The organism is Leifsonia shinshuensis (assembly GCF_022606355.1).
In the GTDB taxonomy this organism is placed as follows: Bacteria; Actinomycetota; Actinomycetes; order Actinomycetales; family Microbacteriaceae; genus Leifsonia; species Leifsonia shinshuensis_B.
On sequence record NZ_JAHHZQ010000001.1, the window covers coordinates 806644 to 827543 of the forward strand.

Annotated in this window: 20 protein-coding genes and 1 other RNA gene; 11 read left to right on the forward strand and 10 right to left on the reverse strand. The window is 71.1% G+C overall.

Features of this window, described 5'->3' with window-relative positions:
* Window positions 1-5: 5 nt before the first annotated feature.
* On the forward strand, window positions 6-872 hold the full coding sequence (map, locus tag KNO15_RS03830) for a type I methionyl aminopeptidase (protein WP_241702113.1): 867 nt from the start codon (window positions 6-8) through the stop codon (window positions 870-872).
* Here map and KNO15_RS03835 read toward each other — a convergent pair.
* Window positions 835-2307: an MDR family MFS transporter gene (locus KNO15_RS03835; protein WP_241702114.1), complete on the reverse strand. Its 1473-nt coding sequence runs from the start codon at window positions 2305-2307 to the stop codon at window positions 835-837. The two genes, map and KNO15_RS03835, sit on opposite strands and share 38 nt — an antisense overlap.
* A 73-nt stretch (window positions 2308-2380) precedes the next feature.
* Here KNO15_RS03835 and KNO15_RS03840 point away from each other — a divergent pair, with 73 nt between their 5' ends.
* The 4 genes from KNO15_RS03840 to KNO15_RS03855 all read left to right on the forward strand — a co-directional run bounded on the left by KNO15_RS03840 (window position 2381) and on the right by KNO15_RS03855 (window position 7004).
* A complete protein-coding gene (locus KNO15_RS03840; RefSeq protein ID WP_241702115.1) occupies window positions 2381-2986 on the forward strand; it encodes a TetR/AcrR family transcriptional regulator in 606 nt (201 codons plus the stop codon).
* Between the two features lie 10 nt (window positions 2987-2996).
* Complete coding sequence (gene ppgK / locus KNO15_RS03845; RefSeq protein WP_241702116.1) at window positions 2997-3755, forward strand: polyphosphate--glucose phosphotransferase; 759 nt, start codon at window positions 2997-2999, stop codon at window positions 3753-3755.
* 64 nt (window positions 3756-3819) lie between these two features.
* On the forward strand, window positions 3820-6315 hold the full coding sequence (locus KNO15_RS03850) for a DUF4118 domain-containing protein (RefSeq protein WP_241702117.1): 2496 nt from the start codon (window positions 3820-3822) through the stop codon (window positions 6313-6315).
* A complete protein-coding gene (locus KNO15_RS03855; RefSeq protein ID WP_241702118.1) occupies window positions 6312-7004 on the forward strand; it encodes a response regulator in 693 nt (230 codons plus the stop codon). Before KNO15_RS03850 ends, KNO15_RS03855 begins: the two co-directional genes overlap by 4 nt.
* A gap of 74 nt (window positions 7005-7078) precedes the next feature.
* Here the strand turns inward: KNO15_RS03855 and rnpB are convergent.
* The 4 genes from rnpB to KNO15_RS03875 all read right to left on the reverse strand — a co-directional run bounded on the left by rnpB (window position 7079) and on the right by KNO15_RS03875 (window position 11690).
* Window positions 7079-7448: RNase P RNA component class A (gene rnpB / locus KNO15_RS03860), an RNA gene on the reverse strand.
* Between the two features lie 58 nt (window positions 7449-7506).
* Entirely contained in the window at window positions 7507-8241 is a 735-nt protein-coding gene (locus KNO15_RS03865) for a zinc ribbon domain-containing protein (RefSeq protein WP_241702119.1), read from the reverse strand.
* 57 nt (window positions 8242-8298) lie between these two features.
* On the reverse strand, window positions 8299-9117 hold the full coding sequence (locus KNO15_RS03870) for a Nif3-like dinuclear metal center hexameric protein (protein ID WP_241702120.1): 819 nt from the start codon (window positions 9115-9117) through the stop codon (window positions 8299-8301).
* 140 nt (window positions 9118-9257) lie between these two features.
* Window positions 9258-11690: a purine-cytosine permease family protein gene (locus KNO15_RS03875; protein ID WP_241702121.1), complete on the reverse strand. Its 2433-nt coding sequence runs from the start codon at window positions 11688-11690 to the stop codon at window positions 9258-9260.
* Between the two features lie 191 nt (window positions 11691-11881).
* Here KNO15_RS03875 and KNO15_RS03880 point away from each other — a divergent pair, with 191 nt between their 5' ends.
* Complete coding sequence (locus KNO15_RS03880; protein WP_241702122.1) at window positions 11882-12691, forward strand: thymidylate synthase; 810 nt, start codon at window positions 11882-11884, stop codon at window positions 12689-12691.
* Window positions 12688-13167, forward strand: coding sequence for a dihydrofolate reductase (locus KNO15_RS03885; protein ID WP_241702123.1), 480 nt, complete (start codon window positions 12688-12690; stop codon window positions 13165-13167). The genes KNO15_RS03880 and KNO15_RS03885 overlap by 4 nt, the downstream gene beginning before the upstream one ends.
* Here KNO15_RS03885 and KNO15_RS03890 read toward each other — a convergent pair.
* Window positions 13160-13804: a DUF1345 domain-containing protein gene (locus KNO15_RS03890; RefSeq protein WP_241702124.1), complete on the reverse strand. Its 645-nt coding sequence runs from the start codon at window positions 13802-13804 to the stop codon at window positions 13160-13162. The two genes, KNO15_RS03885 and KNO15_RS03890, sit on opposite strands and share 8 nt — an antisense overlap.
* Before the next feature lie 61 nt (window positions 13805-13865).
* Between KNO15_RS03890 and KNO15_RS03895 the strand changes: the two genes are divergently transcribed.
* Window positions 13866-15155, forward strand: coding sequence for an aminotransferase class I/II-fold pyridoxal phosphate-dependent enzyme (locus KNO15_RS03895; protein WP_241702125.1), 1290 nt, complete (start codon window positions 13866-13868; stop codon window positions 15153-15155).
* A gap of 1 nt (window position 15156) precedes the next feature.
* The gene (locus KNO15_RS03900; RefSeq protein ID WP_241702126.1) at window positions 15157-15699 is read left to right on the forward strand and encodes a GNAT family N-acetyltransferase; all 543 of its coding nucleotides are present in this window, start codon (window positions 15157-15159) and stop codon (window positions 15697-15699) included.
* A 16-nt stretch (window positions 15700-15715) separates the two neighbouring features.
* On the opposite strand, the gene dhaM is transcribed toward KNO15_RS03900, so the two are convergent.
* From dhaM to trpD, 4 genes are read right to left on the reverse strand one after another with little or no spacing between them, the layout of a single operon-like run.
* The gene (dhaM, locus tag KNO15_RS03905; protein WP_241702127.1) at window positions 15716-16450 is read right to left on the reverse strand and encodes a dihydroxyacetone kinase phosphoryl donor subunit DhaM; all 735 of its coding nucleotides are present in this window, start codon (window positions 16448-16450) and stop codon (window positions 15716-15718) included.
* A complete protein-coding gene (gene dhaL / locus KNO15_RS03910) occupies window positions 16447-17079 on the reverse strand; it encodes a dihydroxyacetone kinase subunit DhaL (protein WP_241702128.1) in 633 nt (210 codons plus the stop codon). Before dhaL ends, dhaM begins: the two co-directional genes overlap by 4 nt.
* 59 nt (window positions 17080-17138) lie before the next feature.
* On the reverse strand, window positions 17139-18140 hold the full coding sequence (gene dhaK, locus KNO15_RS03915) for a dihydroxyacetone kinase subunit DhaK (protein WP_241702129.1): 1002 nt from the start codon (window positions 18138-18140) through the stop codon (window positions 17139-17141).
* Window positions 18141-18180: 40 nt separating this feature from the next.
* Window positions 18181-19230, reverse strand: a complete 1050-nt coding sequence (trpD, locus tag KNO15_RS03920; RefSeq protein WP_241702130.1) for an anthranilate phosphoribosyltransferase — start codon at window positions 19228-19230, stop codon at window positions 18181-18183.
* 132 nt (window positions 19231-19362) lie between these two features.
* Between trpD and ctaE the strand changes: the two genes are divergently transcribed.
* Window positions 19363-20007, forward strand: coding sequence for an aa3-type cytochrome oxidase subunit III (gene ctaE / locus KNO15_RS03925; protein ID WP_241702131.1), 645 nt, complete (start codon window positions 19363-19365; stop codon window positions 20005-20007).
* 24 nt (window positions 20008-20031) lie between these two features.
* Window positions 20032-20883, forward strand: a complete 852-nt coding sequence (gene qcrC, locus KNO15_RS03930; RefSeq protein ID WP_241702132.1) for a cytochrome bc1 complex diheme cytochrome c subunit — start codon at window positions 20032-20034, stop codon at window positions 20881-20883.
* Window positions 20884-20900 lie beyond the last annotated feature (17 nt).

Genomic DNA, 20900 nt, shown 5'->3' on the forward strand with positions numbered 1-20900 from the left:
ATCCTATGCCCAAGGATTCCGCCGGTCACCTGATCCCGGGCCGCGTCACCGCGATGCGCCCCGTCCCGTCGCGCATCCCGCGGCCGGAGTATGTCGGAAAGCCCGGCCCGACGCCAACGGACCGCGGTGACGTGTACACGCCGGCGGAGGTCGAGCTGATCCGCGAGTCCGGCAGGATCGCGGCACGGGCGATCGAGCGGGTCGGTCAGGCCGTTCGCGCCGGCATCACGACGGAGGAGCTCGACGCCATCGGCCACGAGTTCTTGATCGAGCACGACGCCTACCCGTCGACGCTGGGTTACCGGGGCTATCCGAAGTCGCTCTGCAGCTCGGTCAACGAGGTCGTCTGCCACGGCATCCCCGACGACACCGTGCTCGAAGACGGCGACATCGTCAACATCGACATCACCGCGTACAAGAACGGCTTCCATGGCGACAGCAACCAGACTTTCATCGTCGGAACGGCCTCCCAGGAGGTCACCCTGCTGGTCGAGCGCACCCGGGAGGCCCTGAACCGCGGCATCAAGGCCGTCGCCCCCGGCCGACAGGTCAACGTGATCGGCCGGGCGATCGAGTCGTACGCCCGGCGCTTCGGCTACGGCGTGGTGCGCGACTTCACCGGACACGGCGTCGGGGCGACCTTCCACTCCGGCCTGATCATCCCGCACTACGACGCGGCTCCGGCGTTCGACGACGTGATGGAGGTCGGCATGGTCTTCACCATCGAGCCGATGCTGACCCTGGGAACGAGCGAGTGGGACATGTGGGCGGACGACTGGACGGTCGTCACACGCGACCGGAGCATCACCGCCCAGTTCGAGCACACGCTCGTCGTCACCGAGCGGGGCGCGGAGATCCTGACGCTGCCGTAGCGGGAGCGGACGAGGGAGCGGGCGCCGGACTCGCCGCCGCAGCAGCCGCAGCGGCCTTCACCGCACCCGCTGACGGCAGGACGAACGAGATCCCCACGCCCAGCACGGTCGCGGCCGACGCCACCCAGAACGCCAGGTCGAACGCCCCGGTGAGCTCGGCCCCGCCCTGCACCGCCGCCTGCAGGAGCACCGCGAACAGCGCCGTGCCGAATGAGCCGCCGAGCTGCTGGGCCGTGCGCGTGAGGATGCTCGAGTGCGCGATCTGCTCCCCCGCGAGACCCTCGTAGGACGCGACCATGAGCGGCATGGTGATCGCCCCGAGGCCGAACCCGCGGACGAAGAGCGCGACGAGCAGCAGCGGATCGGCGGCGGAGGTCGGGCCGAGGGCGAACGGAACCGTCGCGACGGCGACGATCGCGAAGCCGACCACGGCGATCCAGCGCGCACCGACGCGATCGATGAGCCGCCCGGCGATCGGACGGCAGGCCAGGGTGCCCAAACCCTGCGGCACGAGCAGGAGGCCGGCGCCGAGGGCGTCGGTGCCGCGCACCTGCTGAAAGAACAGCGGAAGGAGCAGCATCGCCCCGTAGAGCGCGACGCTCGACAGGAAGAGCAGCGCGGACGCCGACCAGACCGAGCGCACGCGCAGCAACCGCACATCGACCAGGGCGGCGCCGCGCCGCCGGAGCGCCCAGAGAGTGAACCCCGCGACGAGCGCAGCGCCGCCCGCGAGCGGAAGCCACGCGTCCAGCCGGCCGAACCCGCCCGGCTGCACGGAGTTCGAGAGCCCCAGCAGGAGTCCGGCGAGGCCGGGCACGAGCAGGACGACCCCGACGACGTCGAGCCGGCGCTTCGGATCGCGACCGCGGTCGGACGGCAGCATCCGCCAGGCCAGCAGCAGGCCGGCGACCGTGAACGGGATGTTGACCCAGAAGATCCAGCGCCAGTCCCCCAGAGCCAGGATCACCCCGCCGAGCACCGGCCCGAGCACCGGCCCGGCCATCGCCGGCAGCCCGATGACCGCGGACACCCGGCCGAGCTGCCTCCCGCCGGCGACCTCCATCACGAGCGTCGTCATCACGGGCAGCATCAGGCCGCCGCCGACACCCTGGAGGATGCGGAAGGCGATGAGGGACTCCGCGTTCCACGCCAGGCCGGAGAGGACCGAGCCGGCCAGGAAGATCGCGAGCGCGACCATCCAGACGCGCTTGCCGCCGAACCGGGCCAGGAGCCACGCCGAGAGCGGCACCGTCGCGGCGAGCGCCAGCAGGTACCCGGTCGTCACCCACTGGATCTGCGCGACCGGCGCGTGCAGGTCGATCGCGAGCGTGTGCAGCGCGACGCTGAGGACCGTGGTGTCGAAGACGACCGCCAGCGCACCGATGACCAGCGCGGTCGCGGTGCGGACGACCGTCCTGTCCAGCTTCTCCGCCATGTCGAGCCCTTCGTTAAGATGCAGTCGCGTATCTAATCAGCATTACCATAGCTCTCCCCGATAAGATGCGCAAATGGATCTTGACGAGCCCCTCGCCCGCCGTCGCCGCGGAGCCGAGCTCGAAGCCGCTCTGCTGGACGCGGCGTGGGCCGAGCTCGACGAGAACGGGTATTCGGCCCTCACGATGGAGGCGGTGGCGGCGCGCGCGGGCACCAGCCGTCCGGTGATCGCCCGCCGCTGGCCCACGCGGAGCGAGCTCGCACTGGCGGCGGTCCGGCACCACTTCGACGCGGAGAGGATCGAGCTCCCCGACCACGGCAACCTCCGCGACGACCTGATCGACTACCTGCGCCAGGCGAACGCCCGCCGCAGCCAGCTCGTCGGGCCCATCATGCTCCGCTTCAGCGGTATCGTCTCCGACAGCGAGGGCGGCATCGCGGGGCTGCGCGAGCAGCTCATCGGCGGTCGGCCGACACTGCTCGACGCACTTCTCGAACGGGCCTCCGCCCGTGGCGAGCTCGACCGGCGCGCCCTGCCGGCGATCGTCGCCCAGTTGCCGCTCACCTTGTTGCGTCACGAGCTGCTGATGCGGATGGCCCCGGCCGCCGACGAGACGATCGTCGCCATCGTCGACGATGTCTTCCTCCCGCTCGTCGCCCGGTACTCGAGCGCAGGGTAGATTCGTGCACATGAGCGCGCAGAACCACGCAATCGGAATCGACGTCGGCGGAACGGGCATCAAGGGGGCGCTGGTCGACCTGGAGACGGGCGAGCTGCTCAGCGACCGGATCAAGCTCCCCACCCCGGAGGGCGGCAAGCCCGACGACATCGTGGAGACCACGAAGGAGATCGTCCAGAAGCTCGCCGCGGAGGAGCCCGACGCGCCCGTCGGCGTGTGCTTCCCGGCGATCGTCAGCCATGGCGTCACCCTGTCGGCGGCCAACGTGTCGAAGAAGTGGATCGGCCTGCACGCCGAAGACCTCTTCGAGAAGGGGCTGGGCCGCGACATCCACTTCGTCAACGACGCCGACGCCGCCGGTTACGCCGAGACGCGCTTCGGCGCGGCGAAGGGCAGGGACGGCCTGGTCATCATGACCACGCTCGGCACCGGCATCGGCTCCGCGCTCATCTACGACGGAGTGCTCATCCCGAACGCCGAGCTCGGGCACCTGGAGATCGAGGGGCACGACGCGGAGTCGCGCGCCGCCTACTCCGCGAAGGAGCGCGAGGAACTCTCCTGGGAGAAATGGGCCAAGCGCCTGCAGAAGTACTACTCGACGGTCGAGTTCCTGTTCACTCCCGACCTCTTCATCGTCGGAGGCGGGGTGTCCAAGAACTACGAGGAGTTCCTGCCGCTGCTCGAGCTCAAGACGGAGATCGTCCCCGCTGTGCACCGCAACAACGCGGGGATCCTCGGAGCGGCCGCGCTGGCGGAGCGCAGCTCCTGAGCCGCGGCGACGCGCCGAAGCGAGGTCACAGAGAGCAGGTAACGAGCGATGGGGTGTCAGTGACATGGCCCGTGGTCATCTCAGGGTCATGCTCGGCGCGGCTCCCGGCGTCGGCAAGACCTACGCCATGCTCGAAGAGGGCAAGCGGCTGAAAGCCCTCGGCAAGGATGTGGTGGTCGCGGTCGTGGAGACCCACGGTCGAGCCGCGACCGCTGCCCTGCTCGAGGGGCTGGAGGTCGTGCCGCGCCGGGCGGTCGAGCACCGTGGGATCGAGCTCACCGAACTCGACCTCGACGCCGTGCTCGCCCGCCGGCCCCAGCTCGCCCTGGTGGACGAGCTCGCGCACACCAACGCCCCCGGCCTGCAGAACCAGAAGCGCTGGGAGGACGTGGAGGCGATGCTCGCCGCCGGCATCGACGTGATGTCGACCGTGAACATCCAGCACATCGAGTCGCTGAACGACGTGGTCGAGCAGATCACCGGCGTGCAGCAGCGCGAGACCATCCCGGACGCCGTGCTGCGCCGCGCCGACCAGATCGAGGTCGTCGACCTCGCACCGCAGGCGCTGCGCGACCGGCTCGCCGAGGGCGTCGTCTACCCGGCCGCACGGGTGGACGCCGCGCTGTCGAACTACTTCCGGCTCGGCAACCTGACCGCCCTGCGCGAGCTCGCCCTGCTCTGGCTGGCCGACGAGGTCGACAGCGCGCTGCAGAGATACCGCGCGGAGCACGGCATCGCCGGAAAGTGGGAGGCACGCGAACGCGTGGTGGTCGCCCTCACCGGCGGTCAGGAGGGCGAGACGCTGCTGCGCCGGGGCGCGCGGATCGCCGCGCGCTCGGCAGGCGGGGAGCTGCTCGCGGTCCACATCACCAGCCAGGACGGGCTCCGCGACGCGGCGCCCGGCGCTCTCGCCGCGCAACGCGCCCTCGTCGAACAGCTCGGCGGGAGCTATCACCAGGTGGTCGGCAGCGACATCCCGCGGGCGCTCGTCGATTTCGCGCGCGGCGAGAACGCGACTCAGCTGGTGATCGGCGTCTCGCGTCGCAGCCGGCTCGCCGCCCTGTTGACCGGGCCGGGCATCGGGTCGACCGTGATCCGGGAGTCCGGCGACATCGACGTGCACATCGTGTCGCACTCGCGGGCGGGCGGCCGCTTCTCGCTTCCCCGGCCGCGCGGCGGGCTCACCGTGCGGCGACGTGTCTACGGCTTCCTGCTCGCGCTGGTCGGCGGACCGCTGCTCACCCTGCTGCTGGTCACCATGCGCTCGGGCGAATCGATGACCGCCGACGTGCTCAGCTACCAGCTGCTCGTCGTGATCGTCGCCCTGGTCGGCGGGATCTGGCCTGCGCTCTTCGCTGCGCTGCTCTCCGGGCTCACGCTCGACTACTTCTTCGTTGCTCCGCTCTACACGATCACCATCGCCGAACCCCTCCACCTGCTGGCGCTCGTGCTCTACCTGGTCATCGCCGCTCTGGTCAGCCTCGTCGTCGACCAGGCCGCCCGCCGCACCCGGGCCGCGAAACGCGCCGCGGCGGAGGCCGAGCTGCTCGCGACGGTCGCCGGCGGCGTGATCCGCGGCGAGGACGCGCTGCAGGCGCTCGTGACCCGCACCCGCGAGGCGTTCGGGCTGACCGGCGTGCGCCTGTTCGACGGCGACGAGGTGGTCTCCACCGACGGCGAGCCCGCCGACCCCGCCCACACACAGCGGATCCCCGTCGGCGACCGCGGCATGCTGGAGCTGTCCGGGCGCGATCTGGAGGCGGCCGACCGCCGGCTGCTCGCCGCCATCGTCGCGCAGCTCGACGCGGCGCTCGAGCACAGGGAGCTCGCCGCGACCGCGAGCGAGCTCGGGCCGCTCGCCGAGACCGACCGGGTGCGCAGCGCGCTCCTCGCAGCCGTCGGGCACGACCTCCGCCGCCCGCTCGCGGCCGCCACCGCTGCCGTGACGACACTGCGTCAGACCGACCTCGTCCTCAGCGACGCCGACCGGGAGGCGCTCCTGGAGACCGCGGAGGACAGCCTCCACGGTCTCGCGACCCTCGTCACCAATCTGCTCGACGTGAGCCGGGTGGAGGCCGGCGTCCTGGGGGTGTCGATCGCTCCGACCGAGATCGACGACGTCATCCCTCCCGCCCTGGACGAGCTCGGGCTCGGCCCGGCGGAGGTCGCGCTCGACCTGCCCGACGGCGTTCCTCCCGTGCTCGCAGACGGCGTCCTCCTGCAGCGCGTGCTGGTGAACCTGCTCGGCAACGCCCTGCGCTTCTCGCCGCGCGACCGCCCTCCGGTGATCGCGGCCAGCGAGTTCGGCGGCACGGTGCAGCTGCGGGTCATCGATCACGGGCCCGGCATCCCGGGCGAGCGCCGCGAGGCCGTCTTCCAGCCGTTCCAGCGGCTCGGCGACACGGACAACGACGCCGGGATCGGGCTCGGACTCGCGCTCTCGAAAGGCTTCACCGAGGGGATGGGCGGCACGCTGGAAGCCGAGGACACCCCGGGAGGCGGCCTCACGATGGTGGTCTCGCTCCCCGCGGCCACCGACCGGACGGAAGGACAGCGATGAGGATCCTGATCGCCGACGACGACCAGCAGATCCTGCGGGCGCTGCGCATCCTGCTCGGTGCCCGCGGCTACGAGGTCATCACCGCGAAGAACGGCGCCGAAGCGCTGTCGCAGGCGGTCGAACACCATCCCGACCTGGTGATGCTCGACCTCGGGATGCCGGAGCTGAACGGCATCGAGGTCATCGAGGGGCTGCGCGGCTGGTCGTCGGTGCCGATCCTCGTCGTCTCCGGGCGCACGGGCTCCGTCGACAAAGTGGACGCTCTCGACGCCGGCGCCGACGACTACGTGACGAAGCCGTTCGCCGCGGACGAGCTGCTCGCACGCATCCGCGCCCTCACCCGCCGGCAGGCGAGCTCTGCCGACGAGCCGGCCGTGCGGTTCGGCGACATCACGGTCGACCTCGCCGCGCACCAGGTGCTCAAGCGCGGTCCCGACGGCGAGAGCCCGGTGCGACTGACGCCGACGGAGTGGGCGATCCTGGAGGTGCTGCTGCGCAACCCGCGCAGGCTGGTCACCCGGCAGTCGCTGCTCACGCAGGTCTGGGGTCCGCAGTACACGAACGACACCGGCTACCTGCGGCTCTACCTGGCGCAGCTGCGCAAGAAGCTCGAGCCGGTGCCCTCCGCCCCCCGCTACCTCCTCACGGAGACCGGCATGGGCTACCGCTTCTCCCCCGACCCCGAGTGAGCAGCGAGGGGCACGTAGGCGTCCTCAAAACGGCGTTTTGAGGACGCCTACGTGCCCCTCGGCGGAGTGTGAAGGGAACGGGACGGCCGATACGCCGGGTTCTGTCACGACGCTCGCGCGCCGCGGACGGCCATCTCTCTCGGGACGACGTCGCCGCCGCCCTCTAGCGGTCTACCCGGGGACGAGGCGAGCCACCTCATAGTCCCCTGTCTGACCTTGCTCCAGGCGAGGTTTACCCAGCCGGCCGGGTCACCCCGGCCGCTGGTGGTCTCTTACACCACCGTTTCACCCTTACCGCGCACTCGCGTGCGAGGCGGTCTGCTCTCTGTTGCACTTTCTCGCGGGTCACCCCGGGTGGGTGTTGCCCACCACCCTGCTCTGCGGAGCCCGGACGTTCCTCGGCGGCCCGCTCGCGCGGACCGACGCGACCGTCTGGCCGTCCCGTTCCGGGCTCCACCCTAGCGCAGCACGGCTGTGGGGCGGCCCCGCGGCCGGGCCTCGGTCAGAGGCCGGACTCCTCGTTGCGGATCAGGATGGCGCCGCTGTCCGGGCACAGCACGACGTCATCGTCCGCGGCACGTCGGATCTCGGCGAGGTCGGACTCCGTGAGCTTGACGTTCGACCCCATGGACACGCCGCGCAACAGGAGGGCGGCGCCCAGACCGTAGCGGGCGCGCTGGCGCTCGTACAGGGCGACCAGATCTTCCGGCAGCGCCCCGGCGATGGTGGCGCGGTCGCGGGCGAGGGCGTCGCGCTGCGTGCCGACGGTGCCGGCCTCCGCGTCGCGCGCTGCCTGCAAGGTCTGCACGCGGGCCTCGAGCTCCGAGCGCTCGGCGTCGATGGCCGCCAGCGCGCTCTCGAGACCCTCCACCCGCTCCATGACCGTGAGCTCGATCTCCTCGAGGTCGTTCTGCCGTTTGTCGAGGGCGGCGAGCTCGGCCTCGAGCGCCTGCACGTCCTTCATCGACGAGGTCTGCTGCACGCGCTCGGTGTCGCGGCGCTTGCGGGCCTCCACGAGCTCGACGTCCGACTCGACGCGCTTGAGCTCGGAACGGGCGTCCTCGACCTCGCCGGTCGCAGCGATCCAACGCGCGCGGAGGGCGTCGAGCTCCGGTTGCAGGGCGGCGAGCTCTGCGGCCTGCGGGAGGTTCCTGACGGCGTGGTCGAGCTGGCTGAGGCGCGTGTCGGCGGCCTGCAGCCTCAGGAGCTCGTTCTGGTCGGAGGGGCTGGCTTTCACAGTGGTCTGCTCTCTGCTGTCGTATTCGGTGCTGTGCTCATCGTCGCTGATGGAGGCTCACTGCAGGATGGCGAAATCCCACGGGTCGGTGCGCAGCTCGCTGACGGTGACCTCCACGCCCGGCAGCGCCGCGCGCAGGGACTCCGCCGCCGTGTCGAGCCACAGCCATTCGCTCGCCCAGTGCGAGACGTCGAGGAGCGCCGGGCCGCCGCCGAGCACGGCCTGCTCGCGCGCCTCGGAGGCGGGATGGTGCCGCAGGTCGGCCGTGATGTAGACGTCGGCCCCGCGGACCGCCTCCGTCGCGAGCAGCGAGTCGCCCGCGCCGCCGCACACGGCGACGCGCGAGACCGGCTGGTGATAGTCGCCCGCCGCGCGCACGCCGCCCGCGGTGGGGGGAAGCAGATCGGCGAGGACGCGCGCGAGGGCGCCGAGGGTCAGGGGCTCGGCGAGCGTGCCGACCCGCCCGATCCCGGTGACGCCGTCGGCTGCCGGGGTGATCGGTGCAGTGTCGGTGAGGCCGAGGGCCGCCGCCAATACCGCACTCGTGCCGTCGGCCACGACGTCGGCGTTGGTGTGCGCGGCGATGAGGGCGCAGTCGGCGCGGATCAGCGTCGCCAGCAGCGCACCCTTGTATCGATCTTCTGCGATGGAGGTCACGCCGCGCAGGAGCAGCGGGTGGTGCGCGATCAGGAGGTCGGCGTCGAGGCCGACGGCTTCGTCGACCGTCGCGGCGACGGCGTCCACGGTGAGGAGGATGCGGTCGATCGGAGCATCGGGGTCGCCTGAGATCAGGCCGGGCGCATCCCACCCCTCCGCGCCGGCGATCGGCCAGAGCGCTTCGACGACGTCGCAGACGGAACGGAGAGTGTGCGGCACGCTCTAGAGCCTACGTGATCGCCGCCGCCGGGGGCTCGTCGGCAACGGAGGGGATCCGACTCGACACGCCGTCGCGCCGCAGCCGGCGGAGGTGATCGGAGGGCCGCCCGCGACCGGCTCCTCCGTTGCCGACGCCGCCGCTACGCCTGCGCCCGCTCCTGGCGGCGCACCGCAGGGATGCCCGACACCATCGGCGTGAGCAGCCCCACGGCGAGCGCGATCACGACGCCCACGTTGCTCGCGCCGATCCCCGCGTGCGGGTCGACGCCCAGCGTCCGGAAGAGATAGCCCTCCCACGCGAGCCACGGCAGCGACGAGCTCACGAAGCCGAGTCCCAGCGCGCTGGCGACGACCAGCATTGCGAGGTTGGGCCAGCGCCAGTCCGGGTACACGCCACCGCGGGTCAGCAGCGACGGCTGGTGGAACCTGCGGGTGCGCAGCATCATCTCCCCGGTGAACAGCCCCGCCCAGGCCGCCACCGGGACGGCGAGGGTGGTGGGGACGCCGCGCACGACATCGTCGAGGTCGCGCACCGTGAGCGTCAGCGCGACCCCGGCGACGGCGATGGCGCCCGCCACGATCACGGTGCTCCACCGCCTCCCGAGCCGGACGCCGAGCGCATCCAGGGTGAAGCCTCCCGAGTACATGGTCAGCACGAGCGCCGAGATCAGGCTGAGACCGACCGCGAGCAGCAGCGGCACCGGATACCAGGCCGGCAGCCCGAGACGGGTGAGCCCGGCGACCGGATCGCGCGCGATGTCGGCGGCCAGCGACGGATCGGAGGCGGCGAGCAGTCCGCCGTAGGAGACCAGGACGAACGGCGGCACACCGGCTCCGAAGGTCGCCCACAGCATGCCGGCCGCGCCGGACGACTTCGGGCGCTGATAGCGTGCGACCTCTGCGCTGCTCATCGCCCAGGCCAGGCCGACATAGCTGAAGACCAGCACGGCTCCCGTGACGACGTGCGTCCAGACAGCATCGGGCACGCCGAGCGCGCGCGTCAGGTCGACGTGCCGCCAGGTGGCGGCGATCATCACGACGATCAGCACCGCGGACGCGATCGTCAGCACCAGCTGCACGCGCGCGAGCAGCCCGTAGCCGAAGTAGGCGACGACCCCGGCGACGGCCACGGTGACCAGGAGCGCGAACGTCGTCGGCCCGACGCCGAGCTGCGACCAGCCGCCGGCGATGGCGACGGACCCGGTCGCCGCCGCAGCCAGCCACAGCAGCACCGCCCCCCAGAACACCTTGGTCACGAGGGCGAGCGCGGTCGGCACGGCGTTGCCGAGCAGACCGAAAGCGGCACGGGAGACGACCATCGTCGGCTGCCCGCTCCACTTGCCGGCCAGGGTGCCCAATCCCAGCGGGAGGAACGACAGCGCGACGCCGACGAGTGTGGCCACGAGCAGCTGCCGGAGGCTGAGCCCGAGCAGGAACAGCGTTGCGCCGACGCCGATGCTGATGAGCGAGGACGTGCCGGCGAACCACAGCCAGAACAGCCGGGACGCCCGCCCGGCCCGCTGCTCCAGCGGGGTCGGCTCCAGGTCGGCCGTCTCCGGCACGAACGGCGGGGGCTGCGCCGGAGGCGCACCGAAGAGCACGGAGCCGTCGGGCAGGCGCGGCGTCGCCACCGGTGTGGGAGCGCCGGCCCGCACGTCGTCGGCGTCGTCGGCGACATCCCCGTCGATGTGGTCGGGCCTGGCCGTCGTCGCACCGAGGTCGTGGGCGACCAGCGGCTCCTGCGCCGCGAGCAGAACGACCACCGGCGCGGAGGGCAGGACGTCCGAGATCAGCGGGACGGGCTGGGAGTCGCGCGGAGCGAACTCCTCGGGGACGAGCCCGAGCGGCTCGACCCGCGCGGGAGTCGACGTGTCGGCGGGGGGCTCGGACTCCCGGCCGGCCGCGGGCGACTCCATAGCGACAGCGGGGAACTTCGGGGGTGAGACGTCCTCCGCGACCGCTGCCGGGGGTGCGGGAGGCGGCGGCGGTTTCGGCGGCGTCGGTTTCGGCTGCGGAACGGCCGCGCCGACCCACGCGCTGTAGGTCGGCTGCGGTCCCGTGTCCCGCTTCCGCACAGGGAGGTCGTCGAAGCTGATCAGCTGCGTCGGCGGGCCGGCCCAGTCATCCTCGTCCTCGTCCTCGTCGTCGGCGCCCGAGTCCGCGTCGGGCTCGTCGGCAACCGGCTTGTCCGCAACGGGCGTTTCAGCGACGGGCGTGCCGGCAACGGGAGCCGCGGTGACCTCTGCGGCGCGCGGCTCGGCCTCCCGCACCCGCTCCTCCGTCCCGACCACCGGGATGGATGAGGTCGCCGCCCTGGCGTCCAGCACCGACTGCAGGTGCGCGATCGCCGCGGTCGTATCGTGGATCCTCAGGTCGGCGTCCACGATGGCGGTGACCTCGTCGTCGCTGAGCGCGGCGGCGTCGGGCCGCACCACCGTCGGCCCCGCGATGATCGGGACCGCTGCAGTGACGCGATCCACCTCGGCCTGCAGGGCGTCGGCCAGCTCGTCGTCGCTGTGGCGGATCCTGCGGTCCGGCTCGGCGACGCCCTCCCCATCAACGCCATCGGCCATGCTCGAAGCCTACGACGGGAACATCCTCCAGGTCAGGGGTCAACAACGCCATCGGCCATGCTCGAAGCCTACGACGGGAACATCCTCCAGGTCAGGGGTCAACAACGCCATCCGCCATGCTCGACGCCCACGACGGGAAGGTCGGGCGGGTCAGGGGTCATCCGCGCCCCGGGCGAAGTACCATCGTCTCGATGAGCACGCCGATCCCGACTCCGTACGAAGACCTGCTGCGCGACGTCCTCGCGAACGGCAGCCACAAGTCCGACCGCACAGGGACGGGCACGCGCAGCGTGTTCGGTCGCCAGCTGCGGTTCGACCTCGCAGAGGGTTTCCCCCTGATCACCACCAAGCGCGTCCACTTCAAGTCGATCGCCTACGAGCTGCTGTGGTTCCTGCGCGGCGAGAGCAACGTGGGCTGGCTGCGCGACAACGGTGTGACGATCTGGGACGAGTGGGCAGACGAGCGCGGCGAGCTCGGCCCGGTCTACGGCGTCCAGTGGCGGTCGTGGCCGGCGCCCGACGGAACCCACATCGACCAGATCCAGCAGGTCATCGACACCCTGCGCCGCGACCCCGACTCCCGGCGCATCATCGTCTCCGCGTGGAACGTCGCCGACATCCCGGACATGGCACTCGCCCCCTGTCACGCGTTCTTCCAGTTCTACGTCGCCGACGGACGGCTTTCGTGCCAGCTCTACCAGCGCAGCGCCGACCTGTTCCTCGGCGTCCCCTTCAACATCGCCAGCTACGCCCTGCTCACACTGATGGTCGCGCAGCAGGTGGGGCTGGAGCCCGGCGAGTTCGTCTGGACGGGCGGCGACTGCCACATCTACGACAACCACGTCGAACAGGTCACCGAGCAGCTCACGCGCGACCCGTATCCCGCGCCGACACTACGGTTCGCGCGCACCCCGGAGAGCATTTTCGACTACCGGTTCGAGGACTTCGTGATCGAGGGCTACCAGCACCACCCGGCGATCCGCGCGGCCGTCGCGGTATGAGCCTCGCTCTCATCTGGGCCGAGGCCCACGACCGGGTCATCGGCGCGGGCGGTGTGATGCCGTGGCACCTTCCGGAGGACCTGAAGCACTTCCGCGAGCAGACCGGAGCCGACCCGGTCGTGATGGGCCGCCGCACGTGGGAGTCCCTCCCCGAGCGCTTCCGGCCGTTGCCCGGCCGGGCCAACATCGTCGTGACGCGCCAGCAGGACTTCGACGCGCCAGGTGCGACGGTCGTCCACTCCCTCCAGGACGCGCTGAGCGGCCACGACGGCTCGACCGTCTGGGTGATCGGCGGCGCAGAGCTCTACGGGCAGGCGCTGCCGCTGGCCGACCGTGTGGAGGTCACCGAGATCGACCTCGACGTGGCCGGCGACACCGTCGCGCCCGCGCTCGGGCCGGAATGGCATGGCGAGCGAGGACAGTGGCTTCAGGCCGCGAGCGGACTGCGCTACCGGTTCATCCGCTACCTCAGGTGAGACCGGCCACCAGGTTGACGGTCGCGGCGACGATCACCGTGCCGAACACATACGACAGCAGTGTGTGGCCCAGGATCGTGCGACGCAGATACGAACTCGTGATGTTCGTGTCGGACACTTGGAACGTCATCCCCAGCGTGAACGCCAGGTACGCGAAGTCGCTGTACCGCGGCGGGTCGTCCTGGTTGAAGTCCACGCCGCCGTCCCGCCGGTAGTAGATGCGCGCGTAGCGCAACGTGTAGAGCGTGTGGACGAGCAACCACGACAGCGCGACGCTCACGATGGCGAGCAACGCCACCCCGATCTGCGCGCCGCCCTTCAGGCTGCGCGCGTCGACCAGCACCCAGACGACCGCGATCACACTGGCCAAGGCCGCGATGATCAGGACGAGATCCACCGTCCTGCGACCGGGATCCTCCAGCGTCGCGTGGCTCTTGGTGTCCGCCGCACCCATGCGCCAGATGGCCGACCAGACCCAGACGACGTACACCAGGCACGCCATCGCCCAGCCGGCGATGACCGCGTGGTGCACGACGTCGAAGAAGGAGGCCGCGACCGCTACGACCACCCCGACGGCCAGGGACAGATACAGCTTCACGCGGGTGCGGCCCCGGCCGCGCTTCAGTTCGTCCGTCACAGTCTGGATGTTCGCACGCCACGGCCGGGCGAGCGCGCCAGCGCGCCGGTACGATCGGATTGTGACCACCGCTCCCGCTCCCCTCGCCGACCTCGACACCGAAGCGCTGCGCGCCGCCCACGCGGAGTTCGCGCGCGCCTACGACGCCCTCGCGGCCCGTGGCCTCGCGCTCGACATCACCCGTGGCAAGCCGTCCGCCGAGCAGCTCGACCTCTCCGACGACCTGCTGCACCTGCCCGACGGCGCGTTCCGCGACGCCGCGGGAACCGACCTGCGCAACTACGGAGGCCCGAACGGCCTCCCGGAGCTGCGGGCGATCTTCGCCGACGCGCTGCGCGTGCCGCCGGCGCAGCTTCTCGCGCTCGGCAACTCCAGCCTGACGGTCATGCACGACACCGTCGCGCAGGCGCTGCTGCACGGTGTCCCCGGCGGCGACCTCCCGTGGGGCCGCCAGCCGATCTCGTTCCTGGCGCCGGTGCCGGGCTACGACCGCCACTTCACGATCTGCGAGCGCTTCGGCATCCGCATGATCGCGGTGCCGATGAACGACGACGGCCCCGACATCGCGATCATCGAGACGCTGCTCGCGACCGACGACAGCATCAAGGGCATGTGGTGCGTGCCGGTGTACTCCAACCCCACCGGCGCGGTCTACAGCGAGGAGGTCGCCCGCGCGCTCGTCTCGTTGCCCGCCGCTGCCGACTTCCGCCTGTTCTGGGACAACGCGTACGTCGTGCATCACCTCTCCGACGAACGGCCGGAGCCGATCGACGTCCTGGCGCTGGCCGCCGAGGCGGGCAACCCCGACCGCCCGCTGATCTTCGCCTCCACGTCCAAGGTCACCTACCCGGGTGCCGGAGTCGCGTTCATCGGCGCCTCCGAGGCGAACATCGCCTGGTTCCAGCGCAACTCGGCCGCGCAGAGCATCGGCCCCGACAAGCTGAACCAGCTGCGCCACGTCCAGTTGCTGCGCGACGCCGACGGCCTGGCCGCGCACATGGAGAAGCACCGCGCCATCCTCGCGCCGAAGTTCGCCGCGGTCGACGAGACCTTCCGCGCCCGCCTGGAGCCGTGGGGCGCCGGTGCGTGGAACGCTCCGCTCGGCGGCTACTTCGTCAGCCTCGACGTGCTCGACGGCTGCGCCAAGCGCGCCGTGCAGCTGGCCAAGGAGGCCGGGATCGCGGTCACGCCCGCGGGCGCGACCTTCCCATACGGTGAGGACCCGCGGGACGCGAACATCCGCATCGCGCCCACCTTCCCTCCGCTGACCGAGCTGCGCGAGGCCCTCGACGGCCTGTGCACGGCGATCCTGCTCGCCGAGACCGAGGCGCTGCTGGCCGAGCGGAACTGACGTGGCCGCGCACCGGCGCGACGCGACCGATCCTCCCGGGGCCGGTCGAGCCTGGGAGGTCCGTCCGGCCGTGGAGGCCGACTGGCGCGCCTACCGGGCGATCCGGCTGGAGATGCTCGAGGACACGCCGATCGCGTTCCTCGAGACGCTGGAGGCTGCTCACGCGCACCCGGAGGAGCACTGGCGACGCCGCGCGGCGAACGGGTCGTCCACCAGCCGGTTGTTCTGCGCCGTCACCGACGACGGACGCTGGCTCGGCACCATGGGCGGCTTCCACGCCACGGGCTCGCCGGATCCGCACCTGGTCGGCGTCTACGTGACGCCGTCGCGGCGCGGCCCCGCGCACGGCGTCGCGGACGCTCTTCTCGACGCGGTCGTCGGCTGGGCGCGGCTGCGCTCCGGGCGGCTGCTGCTGGAGGTGCACGAGCACAACCTGCCGGCGATCCGCTACTACGAGCGACACGGCTTCACCTTCACCGGCCGCACGCAGCCGTACCCGCTGGACCGGACCGCGCTCGAACTCGAGATGGCGGTCGAGCTCTAGCCGGCGTGCGTGGCGCTCAGACCTCGCCGAACCCGCTCTCGACAAGCTCGACCAGCGCATCGACGGCGGCTTCGCCCTCGTCGTCCGGAGATGCGATCGAGGCGGTCGAGCCGGCGGTCAAGCCGAGTGACATCACGCCTAGGAGGCTCTTGGCATCCTTCCCGTTGACCGTCACCTTCACCGGGAAGGTGTTCGCCAGCTTCACGAACTCGGCCGCCGGGCGCGCGTGCAGTCCTTGCGGGTTGCGCACCAGCACCTCGCGCTCGTAGCCGCTGTCGCCTCGCCTGCCTCCGTCGTCGCGCGGCTCGGCCGTCGGCGTGCCGGGGTCGGCCTCGGGCGCCGGGGACTGCTCCGCGCCTCCCCACGCCGACCGTGCGCCCTCGACGGCGGCGGCGACGCCCTCCAGGTCGGCTCCGGTCTCCGCCGCCACCGCTGCGGCGACACCGCCCTCGACGAACGGGCCGTCGACCACGCGAACGCGCGCGCGCTCGTCGTCGGGCAGCAGGTCCAGCACCGTCTCGGCCGTCAGCAGGGCGGAGCCGAGGTCGCTCACGACCACGACGCCCGCGCCTTGGTCGGCCTCGCCGACCGCGGTCATGACCTTGCCGAAGCTCGTGCCGATCCCGTCGTCGTCCGTCCCGCCTGCGGCCAGCAGCGGCACCGACGGCGCCATCTGCCCGGCGAGGGCGACGACACCGGCGGCGAGCTGCGAGCTGTGCGAGACGAAGACGATCCCGACCGTCCCACTCATCCGGCTGCTCCGGCAGCGGCCCGGAGGATCAGGGCCGTCGACTGCGCTCCCGGGTCGCGATGGCCGGCGGAACGCTCACCCAGGTAGCTGGCGCGGCCCTTGCGGGCCACGAGCGGGATGGTCGCGTCCGATCCCTTCTCGGCGGCATCGGCCGCGGCGGAGAGGACGGCCGCGGGGTCGGCCCCCGCGGCGAGTGCGGCCGAGGCCGCCTCCACCGCGGGGGTCCAGGCGTCGATCATGGTCTTGTCGCCCGGTTCCGCCTTGCCGCGGGACACGATGCCGTCGCGAGCCGCCGCCAGGAGCGCCACGAGGGTCTCCGCGTCGATCGTCTCGGCGTCCCCCACCGGCTCCGCCGCCTTGAGGAAGGCGGTGCCGTAGAGGGGGCCGGAGGCTCCACCGACCGTGGAGATCAGGGTCATCGCGATCGAGCGCAGCGCCGCGGACGGCGTCGCGTCGCCCGGCAGCTTCGCCAGCGCGTCCACGGAGGCGCGGAGGCCGCGGTCCATGTTCTCGCCGTGATCGCCGTCGCCGATCTCCCGGTCGAGCGTGTTCAGCTCGCCTTTGTGCTCGGTCACGGCCTCCGCCGCAGCCGAGATCCAGGACGAGACCCAGTTCGTGTCCAACGCCATCAGCGTTCCCTTCCTCGCGTCGTCTGTGTCGTTCTGCCTGCTGATGCCCGCGGGCCCCCTCAGACGCCCCAGCGGAGCGCTGCGGTGTGCACCGGGGCGTCCCACAGGGCGGTGAGCTCGTCGTCCAGCTTCAGCACCGAGATGGAGGCGCCCTGCATCTCCAGCGAGGTGACGTAGCTGCCGACCAGCGACCGACCGAGCACGATGCCCTTCTCGTCGAGGATCTCCGCCGCGCGCCGGAACAGGATGTAGAGCTCCGACAGCGGTGTGCCGCCCATCCCGTTGACGAACAGCAGCACCGTGTCGCCCGACGAGAACGGCAGATCGCTGAGGATCGCGTCCATCATCCGGTCGACCAGCCGGTCGGCCGGCTCGATCTTGATGCGTTCGCGACCCGGCTCGCCGTGGATGCCGACGCCGAACTCGATCTCGTCCTCGGGGAGCACGAATCCGGGCTCGCCCGCGTGCGGGACGGTTCCGTCGGTCAGGGCGAGACCGATCGAGCGCACGTTGGCGTTGACCTTCTCGGCGATCGCGGTCACGGCGTCGAGGTCGTCGCCGCGGTCGGCCGCGGCCCCGGCGATCTTCTCGACGAGCACGGTGCCGGCGACACCGCGTCGCCCCGCCGTGTAGAGCGAGTCCTGCACCGCGACGTCGTCGTTGGTGACGACGGCGCGCACCGTGATGCCCTCGGCGCCCACCAGGTCGGCGGCCGTCTCGAAGTTCAGCACGTCGCCCGTGTAGTTCTTCACGATGTGGAGGACGCCCGCGCCGCCGTCAGCGGCCTTGGTGGCCTCCACGATCGGCATCGGGGTCGGCGAGGTGAAGACCTCGCCCGGCACGGCTGCATCCAGCATGCCCTTCCCCACGAATCCGGCGTGGAGCGGCTCATGACCGCTGCCGCCGCCGCTGACCAGGCCGACCTTGCCGCGCACCGGGCCGTCGGCCCGGGAGACGAAGCGGGGGTCCTGCGACACCGAGACGATGTCCGCGTGAGCTCGGCCGAAGCCCGCCAGGGACTCCGCCACGACGTCGGGTACGTCGTTGATGAGCTTCTTCATTGAAAACCCTTCCTTCCACTTGCTGTCGGTGCTTGCTACATCAGTGCGTAGCCGCCACCCACTCGTCGAGCTTCGCGGCCGCGGCCCCGGAGTCGATCGCACGGGCGGCGACCTCCATGTGCGAACGGAACCGATCCAGGATGGACTCCTGGACCCTCGACGGGTCGGACGCGAGCTCGTACGACACGAGCCCTGCCGCCGCGTTGAGCAACACGATGTCGCGCACGGGGCCCTCCTGGCCCGCGAGCACGGCACGCACGACAGCCGCGTTGTACGCGGCGTCCTTTCCGAGCAGGTCGTCGATCCGTGCGCGCGGGATGCCCAGATCGCGCGGATCGATGTCGTGCTCGGTGACGAGGCCCCTCGAGACCTCCCAGACGTGGCTGTGGCCGGTGGTCGACAGTTCGTCGAGTCCGTCGTCGCCGCGGAAGACCAGCGCGGTCGCGCCGCGGGTCTGGAACACGCCGACGATCAGCGGGATGCGGTCGAGCGTCGCGACGCCGACCGCCGACGCCTCGGGGCGGGCCGGATTGCACAGCGGCCCCAGGAAGTTGAAGACTGTCGGGACGCCGAGCTGCGAGCGCACGGGGCCGGCATTGGCGAAACCGGGGTGGAACGCGCTGGCGAAAGCGAAGGTGATCCCCGTTCGGCGCAGCACGTCGGCCACCCGCTCGGGCGGCAGCGTCAGGTCGATCCCGAGCGCCGCCAGCACATCGGAGGATCCCGACGACGAGCTGGCCGCCCTGTTGCCGTGCTTGATCACGGGCACGCCTGCGGCGGCGGCGACGATGGCCGCGGTGGTCGAGACGTTGACGGTGCCGAAGCGGTCGCCGCCTGTCCCGACGATGTCGAGCGCCATCGGGTCGACGGGCAGCGGGACGGCGTGGTCGAGGATGGCGTCGCGGAAGCCGACGATCTCGTCGACGGTCTCGCCCTTCGCCCGCAGTGCGATCAGGAACGCCGCCAGCTGGGCCTCGGTGGCCTCGCCCGCCATGACCTGATCCATGGCCCAGGCCGCGTCCGCCACACTCAGGTCCTCGCGGGCGAGGAGCGTGGTGAGCACGGACGACCAGGACTGCATTTCCGTCATACAGCGATCCTATTGGGAGGCGACACGCCACGGGGAGCAGGGGCTTTGTACCAGGTGTAAGGCGGCCCTCACCCGAATCGAGGTGAATTCGTGCCTTTCAGGTGAGAAAACCACGGCTTCTTTTCAGCCATAATGGGTTTTGTGACGAGCACCTCCATTTCCCCTGCAACGAGTGCGCCGGCGATCAACCGGCCCAATGTCGTGGCCGTCGGCACGATCGTCTGGCTCGGCTCCGAGGTGATGTTCTTCGCGGGTCTCTTCGCGATCTACTTCACGCTCAAGTCGACGTCGGGCGCGCTGTGGACCGCCGAGACGGCGCACTTGAACATCCCGTACGCGGCCGTGAACACCACGATCCTGGTGCTCAGCTCCGTGACCTGCCAGATGGGCGTGTTCGCCGCCGAGCGCCTCCAGCCGCGGCGCAGCGGCGGCCTGTTCCAGTTCTGGAAGTGGGGCATGGTCGAGTGGTTCGCCCTCTCGTACATCATGGGCGCCATCTTCGTCTCCGGTCAGGTGCTCGAGTACGCCACGCTCGTCTCCGAGGGCATCGCGTTCGACTCCAACGCCTACGGCTCCGCCTTCTATCTGACGACCGGCTTCCACGCCCTGCACGTCACCGGCGGCCTCATCGCCTTCCTGCTCGTCATCGGCCGCGCTTTCGCGGTCAAGACCTTCGGCCACAAAGAGGCCACGAGCGCCATCGTCGTGTCGTACTACTGGCACTTCGTCGACGTCGTGTGGATCGGACTGTTCGCGGTCATCTACATCATCCGATAGATCAACAGGAGCTGACCCCACCTCATGCGTCCCCGCGTTCCCGGCACCCAGAAGTCCCGCGCCACGGCCCCCGGCCGCACCACCGCAGCGCGCAAGACCGGTCGCCGCCACCCGCTCGCCACCGTCGCCCTGCTCGCCATCGGCCTCGGCCTCACCGGCGGAGCGTACGCCGCGTTCACCACCACGACGGCGTCGGCCGACACCCCTTCGGTGCAAGCGTCGTCGCAGTCCCAGATCGACAAGGGCGAGAAGCTCTTCCAGGCCAACTGCGCCACCTGCCACGGCATGGACGCACAGGGCACGGTCAACGCGCCGACCCTGATCGGCGTCGGCGCCGCCGCCGTCGACTTCCAGGTCGGCACCGGTCGCATGCCCATGCAGATGCAGGGGCCGCAGGCGGAGCAGAAGCCGGTGCAGTTCTCCGACGCCGACGTCGCGGCCCTCGCCGCCTACGTCGCGTCGCTGGCTCCCGGCCCCTCCGTCCCCGAGCAGAAGTTCCTCGACGGCAAGGGCGACGCCGCCGCCGGCGCCGAGCTCTTCCGCATCAACTGCGCGATGTGTCACAACGTCGCCGGTGCGGGTGGAGCGCTCACCGAGGGCAAGTTCGCCCCGCCGCTGACCGGCGTCAGCGCCAAGCACATCTACGAGGCCATGATCACCGGCCCGCAGAACATGCCGGTGTTCAACGACCTGAACATCTCGCCCCAGGGCAAGGCCGACATCATCACGTACCTCAAGTACATCCAGAACAACCCGTCGCCCGGCGGCTTCGAGCTCGGCTCGCTCGGCCCGGTCGCCGAGGGACTCTTCCTCTGGATCTTCGGCCTGGGCGCCATCGTCGCCCTGACCGTGTGGATCACGGCGAAGTCCAACTGACCGTTCTGTCGTACTTG

Bases quoted from the DNA above. Each gene is read 5' to 3' on its own strand.
- map (WP_241702113.1), top strand. From the start codon at position 6: ATGCCCAAGGATTCCGCCGGTCACCTGATCCCGGGCCGCGTCACCGCG.
- KNO15_RS03835 (WP_241702114.1), bottom strand. From the start codon at position 2,307: ATGGCGGAGAAGCTGGACAGGACGGTCGTCCGCACCGCGACCGCGCTG.
- KNO15_RS03840 (WP_241702115.1), top strand. From the start codon at position 2,381: ATGGATCTTGACGAGCCCCTCGCCCGCCGTCGCCGCGGAGCCGAGCTC.
- ppgK (WP_241702116.1), top strand. From the start codon at position 2,997: ATGAGCGCGCAGAACCACGCAATCGGAATCGACGTCGGCGGAACGGGC.
- KNO15_RS03850 (WP_241702117.1), top strand. From the start codon at position 3,820: ATGGCCCGTGGTCATCTCAGGGTCATGCTCGGCGCGGCTCCCGGCGTC.
- KNO15_RS03855 (WP_241702118.1), top strand. From the start codon at position 6,312: ATGAGGATCCTGATCGCCGACGACGACCAGCAGATCCTGCGGGCGCTG.
- KNO15_RS03875 (WP_241702121.1), bottom strand. From the start codon at position 11,690: ATGGCCGATGGCGTTGATGGGGAGGGCGTCGCCGAGCCGGACCGCAGG.
- KNO15_RS03880 (WP_241702122.1), top strand. From the start codon at position 11,882: ATGAGCACGCCGATCCCGACTCCGTACGAAGACCTGCTGCGCGACGTC.
- KNO15_RS03885 (WP_241702123.1), top strand. From the start codon at position 12,688: ATGAGCCTCGCTCTCATCTGGGCCGAGGCCCACGACCGGGTCATCGGC.
- dhaM (WP_241702127.1), bottom strand. From the start codon at position 16,450: ATGAGTGGGACGGTCGGGATCGTCTTCGTCTCGCACAGCTCGCAGCTC.
- dhaL (WP_241702128.1), bottom strand. From the start codon at position 17,079: ATGGCGTTGGACACGAACTGGGTCTCGTCCTGGATCTCGGCTGCGGCG.
- dhaK (WP_241702129.1), bottom strand. From the start codon at position 18,140: ATGAAGAAGCTCATCAACGACGTACCCGACGTCGTGGCGGAGTCCCTG.
- trpD (WP_241702130.1), bottom strand. From the start codon at position 19,230: ATGACGGAAATGCAGTCCTGGTCGTCCGTGCTCACCACGCTCCTCGCC.
- ctaE (WP_241702131.1), top strand. From the start codon at position 19,363: ATGGGTTTTGTGACGAGCACCTCCATTTCCCCTGCAACGAGTGCGCCG.
- qcrC (WP_241702132.1), top strand. From the start codon at position 20,032: ATGCGTCCCCGCGTTCCCGGCACCCAGAAGTCCCGCGCCACGGCCCCC.